General features: G+C 58.8%; 9 protein-coding genes and 1 pseudogene. 8 read left to right on the top strand and 2 right to left on the bottom strand.

What is annotated here, in order from left to right:
• The 5 genes from UN63_RS15965 to UN63_RS15985 all read left to right on the top strand — a co-directional run.
• Positions 1–387: TIGR04283 family arsenosugar biosynthesis glycosyltransferase (locus UN63_RS15965; RefSeq protein ID WP_181068270.1), on the top strand; the 387-nt coding region annotated here is incomplete at its 5' end.
• Entirely contained in the window at positions 384–1,037 is a 654-nt protein-coding gene (locus tag UN63_RS15970; protein ID WP_104488463.1) for a TIGR04282 family arsenosugar biosynthesis glycosyltransferase, read from the top strand. The genes UN63_RS15965 and UN63_RS15970, both read left to right, overlap by 4 nt.
• A complete protein-coding gene (locus UN63_RS15975; RefSeq protein ID WP_229793458.1) occupies positions 1,021–1,824 on the top strand; it encodes a sterol desaturase family protein in 804 nt (267 codons plus the stop codon). The genes UN63_RS15970 and UN63_RS15975 overlap by 17 nt, the downstream gene beginning before the upstream one ends.
• Positions 1,825–2,261: 437 nt before the next feature.
• Entirely contained in the window at positions 2,262–3,203 is a 942-nt protein-coding gene (locus tag UN63_RS15980; protein ID WP_104488465.1) for a tRNA-dihydrouridine synthase, read from the top strand.
• Between the two features lie 226 nt (positions 3,204–3,429).
• The gene (locus tag UN63_RS15985; RefSeq protein ID WP_104488467.1) at positions 3,430–3,801 is read left to right on the top strand and encodes a transcriptional regulator, TraR/DksA family protein; all 372 of its coding nucleotides are present in this window, start codon (positions 3,430–3,432) and stop codon (positions 3,799–3,801) included.
• Between the two features lie 273 nt (positions 3,802–4,074).
• Here the strand turns inward: UN63_RS15985 and UN63_RS15995 are convergent, their stop codons facing one another.
• Positions 4,075–5,154, bottom strand: a complete 1,080-nt coding sequence (locus UN63_RS15995) for a porin (protein ID WP_104488469.1) — start codon at positions 5,152–5,154, stop codon at positions 4,075–4,077.
• Positions 5,155–5,412: 258 nt separating this feature from the next.
• On the opposite strand from UN63_RS15995, the gene dinG reads away from it, so the two are divergent.
• The 3 genes and pseudogenes from dinG to UN63_RS16010 all read left to right on the top strand — a co-directional run bounded on the left by dinG (position 5,413) and on the right by UN63_RS16010 (position 9,472).
• Entirely contained in the window at positions 5,413–7,548 is a 2,136-nt protein-coding gene (dinG, locus tag UN63_RS16000) for an ATP-dependent DNA helicase DinG (RefSeq protein WP_104488471.1), read from the top strand.
• Positions 7,549–7,736: 188 nt separating this feature from the next.
• Positions 7,737–8,741: pseudogene (locus UN63_RS16005) on the top strand (RNA-guided endonuclease InsQ/TnpB family protein); the annotation flags it as partial.
• Between the two features lie 98 nt (positions 8,742–8,839).
• Positions 8,840–9,472 (top strand): YccT family protein, encoded by a 633-nt coding sequence (locus tag UN63_RS16010; protein WP_104488476.1) that lies wholly within the window; start codon positions 8,840–8,842, stop codon positions 9,470–9,472.
• 76 nt (positions 9,473–9,548) lie between these two features.
• Here UN63_RS16010 and UN63_RS16015 read toward each other — a convergent pair whose 3' ends face one another.
• On the bottom strand, positions 9,549–10,085 hold the full coding sequence (locus UN63_RS16015; RefSeq protein WP_104488478.1) for a DUF924 family protein: 537 nt from the start codon (positions 10,083–10,085) through the stop codon (positions 9,549–9,551).
• Between the last annotated feature and the right edge of the window lie 178 nt (positions 10,086–10,263).

Genomic DNA, 10,263 nt, shown 5'->3' on the forward strand with positions numbered 1-10,263 from the left:
ATTGCCGAGGCGCTGACCGGTCATGACTGGGGCCGCTTCGATGTGACCATCACCGGCCGCCATCCCATGCTGGCGGCCATCGCCTTCATGATGAACCTGCGCTCGCGCCTCACCGGCATCGCCACCGGCGATCAGGCCATCTTCGTGTGCCGCAGCAGCTTCGAGGCGGTGGGCGGCTTTCCCGATCAGCCGCTGATGGAAGACATAGAGCTCAGCAAACGGCTGAAGCGTCTGGGGCCCCCGGCCTGCCTGCAACACAAGGTAACCACCTCGGGCCGGCGCTGGGAACAAAAGGGCCTGTGGCGCACCATATTGCTGATGTGGCGGCTGCGTTTCGCCTACTGGCGCGGCGCCAGCCCCGAGCAACTGGCGAGGGCCTACCGTTGAGTACCCGCATCATCATCTTCGCCAAGGCCCCGGTCGCAGGGCTTGCCAAAACCCGGCTCATCCCTGCCCTCGGCGCCGACCGCGCGGCCAATCTGGCACGACAGATGCTCTCGAGCACCCTGAATGCCAGCCTGACCGCCGACATAGGTCCGGTGGAACTGTGCATGACGCCGGCTCCCAATTCCATTGAGTGGCAAGATGTACCGCTGCCGCCCGGCATTGAGCTCCGCGACCAGGGTAACGGTGACCTGGGATGCCGCATGGCCCGCGCCGCTCACTGGAGTCTGCTTAAAAACGAACAGGTACTGCTGATTGGCACCGACTGCCCGCAAATATCGCCCCCATTATTGCGCCAGGCTGCCAAACGGCTGACCGACCATGATGCCCTGCTGCACCCCACCTTTGATGGCGGCTATGCCCTGCTCGGCCTGCGCCGCTTTCATACCTCCCTGTTCGACGACATGCCCTGGAGCACAGACAAAGTCGCCACCATGACCCAGGAACGTATTTCACGGCTGGGCTGGCGCTGTGCGCTCGGCGAGCGATTGCAAGACATCGATGAACCGAACGACCTGTTCTGGCTGCCCTCCATCTGGGCTCGCGTGCTGCGTGGTTCCACAACTGAGAACAACCATGATGTTCGAGCTTGAACCGCTGATCCGACTGGGTTGCTTCGGTGGCGTCCTGCTGCTGATGATGCTGTGGGAATGGCTGGCTCCGCGCCGACCCCAGCACATAGGGCGCCTTGGCCGCTGGCCCCATAATCTGCTGTTGGTAGTCATCAACACCCTGCTGCTTCGGCTGTGTTTTCCGCTGGCCGCCGTAGGCGCGGCCTTGCTCGCCGAAGAGCGAGGCTGGGGACTGTTTAACGCCTTGTCTGTACCGATATGGGCCTGTGTTATCCTGTCGCTGCTGATACTGGACCTGCTGATTTACCTGCAACACCGGCTGTTTCATGCGGTCCCCTTGCTGTGGCGACTGCACCGGATGCACCATGCGGATCTGGAGTTCGACGTCACCACAGGCCTGCGTTTTCATCCGATCGAAATTCTGCTGTCCATGGTACTCAAGCTGGCGGCGGTGACCCTGCTCGGCGCACCAGCCCTGGCGGTGCTGCTGTTCGAGGTGCTGCTGAACGCCACCGCCATGTTCAACCACGGCAATGTGGGCTTGCCAAAGCGGCTGGATAAATGGCTGCGGCTGATGCTGGTCACCCCCGACATGCACAGAGTGCATCATTCGGTAATTCCTAGTGAAACCGACAGCAACTTCGGCTTCAACCTGCCCTGGTGGGACCGACTGTTCAACACCTACCAAGCCCAACCCCAGGCCGGCCAGCTAGGCATGACCATAGGGCTGAACCAGTTTCGCAACCCCACCGAACTGCGCCTGCACCGGCTGTTGTTACAGCCGTTTCGACGATCATCGGATTCCTAGACGTACGGACAAAGGGCCCGCTCCGCCGACTCGCTATGTGACATGCCACTCGTTGTTTCAGTCTGCTGCGAACATTCACTGGATGTTTGGTCAGGCTGAAACGGCTCGTCTCGGCGAACAAGTTCGCCCCATCTACTCTCTCTGTTTCATCCCTGAAACAGAAGGTCGGCTGAGCAGATCCCTTTGTCCTCCTTCAGAGTTCGGAGCGGCCTGTTGGCGCTGTCTAATGGCTCGTGTGACAAAAAAAGGCGACAGGGATTGCTTCAGCCGGCCGTCACATGACATGGATGTCATGTGCTGAGCGTTACATGGACGTACTTGAAGCGTGTCGGTAGAGGCAACCCTGTCGCCTCTTTATACGGAGCACGCTTTGCTCCCCATGCCCGGCAGGCTACAATCCCGCTTTTACCGACCTTTTTTGCTAACCAAGAGTGACTATGCGCCTGATACTGGCCCCGATGGAAGGGGTGCTGGACCACCTGATGCGGGATCTGCTGACCCGCATCAATCCCTTCGACCTGTGCGTAACCGAATTTGTGCGCGTGGTCGACATGCGCCTGCCGCCCCGGGTGTTCTACCGGCTTTGCCCCGAGCTGCATCAGGGCTGCCGGACCCCGGCCGGTACGCCGGTGCGCATACAGCTGCTGGGTCAGGAGCCGGACTGGCTGGCGGAAAACGCCGATCAGGCCTGTCGGCTCGGTGCCGAAGGCATCGATCTCAACTTCGGCTGCCCGGCCAAGACCGTGAACAAACACAGGGGCGGCGCCGCCCTGCTCGGCGACAGCGAGCGGCTGTATCAAATCGCCAGGGCGGTGCGCGCCGCCGTGCCGGCGCACCTGCCGGTGAGCGCCAAGATTCGCCTGGGGCTGGAAGAACGCGACTCCTATCTGGAGAACAGCCAGGCCCTGGCCGAGGGCGGCGTCAACGAGCTGGCGGTGCACGCCCGAAGCAAGAAAGACGGCTACCGGCCCCCCGCCTACTGGCCGCTGGTGGCCGAGATAAAACAGGCGCTGTCGATACCCGTGGTGGTGAACGGCGAGATCTGGAACGCCGAGCAGGCCATGCAGGCGCAGCAACAAAGCGACTGCCAGGACGTCATGCTGGGCCGGGGCGCCCTGGCGCTGCCCAATCTGGCCGCCACCATCAAGAGCGGCGCTACCCCCATGACTTGGCAAGAGGTGATCGAACTCTTGCTGAACTACTCGTCGCTGGAGGTCGAAGGCAACAAGGCTATCTATTACCCCAACCGCATCAAGCAATGGCTGAGCTACCTCAAGCTGTATTACCCCGAGGCCCAGGATTTATTCGGCCACATCCGTACCCTGAAGCACACCGACGATATTCGCCGGGAACTGGATACGGTGCTGCGTGAGGGGTGATGTGAGCCGGCTCCGCGTGGGTATTCTGGTGTTGTAGCCGGCGCTTCAGCTGCCGGATCAGACGGTGCCGATTCTAAAGGTATGACGTTATTTGTCGGTTCGCGCCAGCTAAAGCGGCGCCTACAGCTGGATACGGCTCACTTATCCATTCTCTTGATTTGCATCATGATGCTAACACGTTGCCAACCTTATACTGGCTGGCATATTTCACTCACTGGATGTGATCATGATCAGCAATATCACCCTACGCGAGCTGGAGCAACGCCTGCAGGCAGAGGCGGCACACCGGCGTCAGACCTTCTTGCAAGCGTTACAGGCGCTGGATGCCCCTCTGGCAACCGCCCTGCAGCGGTTGCCAACCGACGAATGGGCCGACCATCCGCCACTGGCGGCCTGGCCCCAACTGCACCCCCAACTCAACGCCCTCAAGCAGATCGACGCCGCCCTGTGCCAGTGGCAGTTGGGCCTCTATGGTCTGTGCAGCGACTGTGAAGCCGTGATTCCGCGCGAACAGCTATTGCAAGACCCCTGCCGTCAGCGCTGTGATTATTGCGAGCAGAAATACCGCAAGGCCCAGCACGGCAGTTGGGAGCTGTAACGAAAGGCGTGAGGCGTGAGGCGTGAGGTGTGAGGTGTGAGGTGTGAGGCGTGAGGCGTGAGGCGTGAGGCGTGAGGCGTGAGGCGTGAGGCGTGAGGCGTGAGGCGTGAGGCGTGAGGCGTGAGGCGTGAGGCGTGAGGCGTGAGGCGTGAGGCGTGAGGCGTGAGGCGTGAGGCGTGAGGCGTGAGATAGTAAAATCGTTTTACCAATTTTAAACAATAAAAAAGCCGGCTTTCGCCGGCTTTTTTGAACTTCGTTTAAGCTAAATAAAGCTTAGAAGTTGTACTGGATACCCAGGCCGTACTGGTCGTCTTTCTTGGTGCCGTCGGCAATTTCAGAATCGGAAATCACGTACTCGGCATACAGCTTGGCCTTGTGGTTCAGGTCGTACTGAACGCCCAGGGTGATGTCGTCGATGCTGTCGAACTCGGCAGCTGCACCGGCGGCGTCATACTGTTCATTGGAGTACTGAGCCATCAGGGTCCAAGCGTCTACGTTGTACTGAGCGTGCAGTTCGTAAGCCTTGGACTCGTCATCACCGGAAGCGGTTTCACGCTGACGATCGATATACAAACCTGCGAAGTAGAAGCCATCGATGGTGTAGCTGGCACCAGCAAGCCAGGCATCAACATCGGCGTTGTTTGAAGTAGCAAGGGGGGTTTTGGCGTAACCGTTTTTCTGCTCATAAGCAGCTACCAGGCCCAGACCGAAGGGGAAGGTGTAACCAGCAGAAGCAGACCACTGATTTTCCTGGACATCAGTTGTGCCACTAGTGGGAGTAACCTGGTTTGCAAAGTCTGTTTTGTCTTTATCACCAAAAGCATAAGCTGCACGCAGATCCAGACCATTGGCGGCATAAGCAACCATCATCTGATCGTCAGCCTTGTCGGACAGGCCAATTTCGCTATTGTAGGTGATAGCACCGCCGAACTTGTTGAATACGTCGGTCAGGTAGATAGCCTGCGCCAGCGGATCCTGGCTGCGACCGAAGGTCAGGTCGGTGGTGTCCATGAAGCGGAAGCCGGCCCAGGCGTAACGAGCATCTATGTCGCTAGTCTTGGCATCATCTGAGCCTTCTGCAGTAACCTGCCATTCCAGCTTACCAATCAGGTCAACGTCGTTGTTCAAAACATATTTTACGTTGGCGCCCAGACGAGCAGAGCCGTCGGTGCCGAAGTCTTTGGACTTGACCTTTTTGCTGTTAGCATCGTTCTGATAGCCAAATTCACCGCCATCAAACTGAACGCGGCCGTAGATATCAACCTGAGCGCCTTCGTCGGAGTATACAGTCACGGCGCTAGCAGAGGTTGCGAACAGCGCAGGAATAGTCAGTGCAAGAATTGTCTTTTTCATGATTTTTATATGCCTACTGTAGTTAAACACTAAGTCCTTGTAATTCCCTGTGTTAGCAACGCATCACGTTACTATGGCAGGCAGCCTATCATCGGATTTTTGGGCTTGCAACAAAACTGCGGGAACTTTTTGTGACAATAAGACTCTTCCGATAGCTAATTGTGACTTTACGCAACATTTAGTTAACAACTACTTGTAGCTAGTTTAAAAATCGTCATCGGTTATACTTGCCAGCCTCCATTTCTCCCGTCATCACCTATGTCTCAGCCCAAGTCACTGCCCACGTCGCCGCCCGAGCCACAGCCCAAGCCAAACGGCGATTATCAAACCCTGGTGCGCGACAATTACCGCCGGTTAAGCCAGGCGCTGCCCGGTTTTATTCCCCGTCGGGAACAAAACTACCTGGTGGCAGAAATCGGCAAGGTGCTGCTCGGCCGCTACGATCGGGCCCGTCGCATTCTGGTGGCCGAAGCCGGCACCGGCATCGGCAAGTCGCTGGCCTATCTGCAGGCCGGCATTCCCTGGGCGCGAATGCATCAGAAAAAACTGGTGATCTCCACCGCGACCCTGGCGCTGCAGGAGCAGCTGGTCGACAAGGATCTGCCGCTGTTTCTGCCCCACTGCCAACCCGCCTTTCGCTTCGTGCTGGCCAAGGGCCGGGCACGCTATTGCTGCGCCCGCCGGCTGGAGGCGCTGGCCCGGGGCGAGGCCCAGATCGGCCTGTTTGACACGGTACAGGCCCTGAGCCCGAACCAGCAACAGCAACTGGCCGAGCTGTGGCAGGCCTTTATGGCCGGTCGCTGGCCCGGTGACCGGGACAGCTGGCCCCAGCCCATAGCCCCTGCCCTGTGGCAGCAGCTGCAGGCGGAGCGACACAGCTGCCAACCGGCCCTTGGCCATCAGCTCTGTCCCTTTCATCTGGCCCGGGCCGAGCTGGAGCAGGCCGATGTGATAGTGGTGAACCATGCCCTGCTGCTGGCCGACCTGAGCATGGGCGGCGGCATAGTACTGCCCGAGCCCGAGCAATGCCTTTACATACTGGACGAGGCCCATCATATCGCCCCGGTCGCCCGGGAGCAGGGCTCGGCCCGTCTGGCCCTGCGCCAGAGCCGGCGCCAGCTTGAACAGTTCAGCAAATGGCAGGGCGGCCTGAACAAACTGCTGGGGCCAGAAGGCCAGTCGGCCCTGGGCCGCCTGCAACAGAGTCTGGGCCAGCTGATACCGGCACTGAACGGTGTCTATCGCCAGCTTTTTACTGCACTGCAGCGCCGGGAGCTGGAGCCAGACGCTCAGGGCTGCCTGCGCTTCAGCCCCGGCGACCTGCCCGCAGGTCTCGATGAATTGCTGAGCGTATTGAAAGAAGATGCGCAGGGATTTTGTCGTGCCCTGGGCCCCCTGCACAGCCAGCTGAGCGAGCAGCTCAAACTCAAACCGAGCCAGGCCGCCACCACAGAGGCCGCCCTGGCGACCCTGAGCCAGCAACAGTTGCACGGCGAGCAACTGCGCGACGGCGCCGAATTGTTGCTGCGCACCACAGGCCCCAAACAGACGCCCCCGGCCCGATGGCTGGAGCTTGCTCAACACAACAAGCAGGAAAAACAAGACAAACAGGAGCTGCTGCTCTGTGCCACCCCGCTGGCAGTAGGCCATTTGCTGGAGCAATGGTGCTGGTCGCGGGCGGCGGCGGTGGTGATGGTATCCGCCACCCTCACCGCCCTGAACGACTTCGGTTATTTTCGGCGGGCCGTGGGGCTCAGAGCCGACGACGGCAGCCATTATCTGCGTCTGAATTCGCCCTTCGATTACCAGAGTGCGCGGTTGATCATACCGCCGCTGACCTGCGAACCGACCGACCCTGACTTTGACCAAATGCTGGTCGAGCAGATACCGCTGTGGTTGAAGGAGCAGGGTGCCAGCCTGGTGCTGTTTTCTTCTTACCGGCAGATGAATCAGGCCGCCGAGGCGCTGCGGGCCAAAGGACTGTCGCTGCTGGTACAGGGCGAGGCCAGCCGTCAGGCGCTGTTGCAACTGCACAAGATGAAATGCGACGGCAAACAGCCCAGCGTGCTGTTCGGCACCGGCAGCTTTGCCGAGGGGCTGGATCTGCCCGGTCACTACCTGACCAACCTCATCATCACCAAGCTGCCTTTCGCCGTGCCCACCTCGCCGGTGGAAGAAGCCATGGCCGAGTGGATTTCTCTGTGCGGCGGCAACCCCTTCATGCAGCTGGCCATGCCCGAGGCCTCGCGCAAGCTGATACAGGCCTGCGGCCGCCTGCTGCGTACCGAAACCGACAGTGGTCGCATCGTGCTGCTGGACAAACGGCTGCTCAGCCGTCGTTACGGCCCCGCCCTGCTCGACGCCCTGCCCCCTTTCACCCGGGAGCTGGGTTAAGGTTGCGCTGGCTTGCCGTTATCGGTTATTGCGCTGCCAAGCGTAAATTGTCACCAAAATTAAGCGGGAAGCCCCGTCCTTTTAGGGCGGGGATGGATAGCGCCACGTTGCGAAGCAACGTCAATATTCTATTCTTTGCTGTATGGATGTACAGATAAAAACCCTCAGCGTTCGAGGTCAATCAAGTCTTTAACCACGCCAACGAGCTAACCATGAAGGCGGGCCGCAATGATAGCGACCTTGGCCCGGTTAAGCCTGTCTGGCTATCGGCATTTGATGTTCAGAAGTTGACGGCAGGCATCCAGAAGGAGCGTGGTTATCGCATTGGCTCTGCCACCGTGCAGGAAATCATTGCCGTTCATGCCAAGGCCCGCAAGCAATTCAAACGGGCCAAGCTGCGCTGGCGCGTCAGTTCTGGCGTGAAACGCTCCCTTGGCTTTATCCCGTTCAAGAGCCGGGCGGCCAAGTGGCACAACGGCCAGATAAAATTTGCCGGACACCACTTCAAGGTGTGGGACAGCTACGGCTTGTCCAAATATCAGTTCCGGGCCGGTAGCTTCTCGGAAGATGCACGGGGTCGCTGGTACTTCAATATTTGTGTGCAGGTGGCCGTCCAATCAACAACGGAAGGCAAAAGCGCCATCGGTATTGATCTAGGCCTGAAAGAGACCGCCACCTGTAGCGATGGTAGCAAGCTATCTGCTGGCCGGTTCTACCGCGACCTGGAGTTGGCACTGGGTAAGGCACAGCGAGCCAGTAACAAAAAAAGGGTCAAGGCCATCCATGCCAAGATAAAAAATAGGCGTAAAGATGCCTTGCATAAATTCAGTACGCAGCTTGTTAATAACCATGCTGCGATATTCGTTGGCGACGTGAGCAGCACCAAGCTTATCAAGACCAAGATGGCCAAATCGGTATTGGATGCCGGTTGGGCCCTGCTCAAAACACAACTGGAATATAAAGCGATAGCGCGGTCAGTGGTGTTTGACGTAGTCAACGAATCCTACTCCACCCAAACCTGTTCGAGTTGTGGCGCCCTGCCCGATTCGAGGCCGAGAGGTATCGCGGGACTTGGAATAAGAGGATGGACATGCTCTGAGTGCGGAGCAGAGCACGACCGCGATGTGAATGCGGCCATGAACATTCTCGCGGCAGGGCATTGCCGTCTAGCGGTAGGAATTCCCTTCCTTTAGGGAGGGGAGGATGTCAAAATCCTGCGGTTAACTTAAGTGTATGTTTTAGCAGCCCATGCTTTAGATGAGTATGGAAAACCATGGCTCAGGAGCCCCAAATGAAAACACGCTTTACCCTCGCCGCCCTCGCCCTTGCCGGCCTGTCTTTTGGCGCCAGCGCCGCCACCTTTGAAGCAGAGCAGCCCTACCAGATCCATCTGGTCAACGGCAATAAAACCGCCAACAGCATTACCAAGTCCGTCCACAAGGTGGATCTTGCTGAAGGCAAGCAACAGGTTGCGGTCTCCTATACCAACGACTTTTCCAATCGCTCCGAGCTGCGCGTGCTCAATGGTGACCCTGTGATCATTACCCTTGATGTACCTGCCGATGCCGAGCTGACCCTTAACTATAAAACACCCATTAACTACCAGCTGACACGGCAGTTTTTACGGGAACAAGATACCCAGCTCAAAGTTGTGGACAAAAAAACCGGAGAGACGGTAGCCGCAGACATGCTCACCATTCCTACCCCGGCCGGCCTTGATACCGCCGGTGGCATTCAGGAGTACCTGGCAGAACAAAACATGGCATTCAACGGCCGTACCGACGCCGCCCTGGCCGCCGCCCAGGCCAAATTCGGTGATGCGGTAGTCGATGCCGACGCCCTGGACATGCTCCAGCACTGGTGGAACGCCGCCGACAAGGACACACAGCGCGCCTTCCAGATCTGGACCATTCAGCAGCAGTAAAAAAAGCAAAAAGGGGTCGGCGTCATTTTTCGTTTTGAAAAGCTGACGCCGACCCCTTTCTTTATTCTTTCTTTGTTCAGAAGGAAGATCCGGGCTGCTGCAGAAAGGCAATTTCTTCTGCGGTGGACTCGCGCCCCAGTATGGCGTTGCGATGAGGATAGCGCCCGAAGCGGGCGATAATATCCCGGTGGCGTCGTTCAAAGGCCAGGTTATCGGCAAACCCGTTCTTCTCGAAAAGCGCCAGAGCTACATCATGCACCTTGAGCGACTCGCTGTGCATCATCGGCATGTACAGAAACACCCGCTGCTGTCGCGTCAGGCCTTTCTCCGCCCCCGCACTTATCGCCTCCTGCGCCAGCGCCAGAGCCATGCCGTCGGCGGCAAAGGCTTCTGGCTTGTCGCGATGGATATTGCGGGAAAACTGGTCGAGCACGATGATCTCCGCCAGCCGCCCCAGTGCCCGGGTACGCCACTCGAACAACTCCCCCAGACAGGCCCGCCGGTGCAGCGCACCAAAGCGCCGGCGAATGTCGTCATCCAGCGCCTTGCTCTTTTGCCACCACTGGGCCGGCGTCAGCTCTTCAAACCAGAATGTCAGTACCGATTGATACATTGCTGCTCCTTGACGTTGCATCTGCAGATCGCAACATTAGCAGAGCGTAAACCCGGCGCCGAACTTGCTCCTCCCCCTTGGCGTCAGGGATACAGACACAGCGGCGGCTTCTCTTCAAGGAAAAGCCGCCAGGGGGAGGTTGGGAGGGGGTGTCTCCGCCGGCCTATGTGCAGTACCC

Origin of the sequence: Oceanisphaera arctica, assembly GCF_002936955.1 — a bacterium.
Taxonomy (GTDB): domain Bacteria; phylum Pseudomonadota; class Gammaproteobacteria; order Enterobacterales; family Aeromonadaceae; genus Oceanimonas; species Oceanimonas arctica.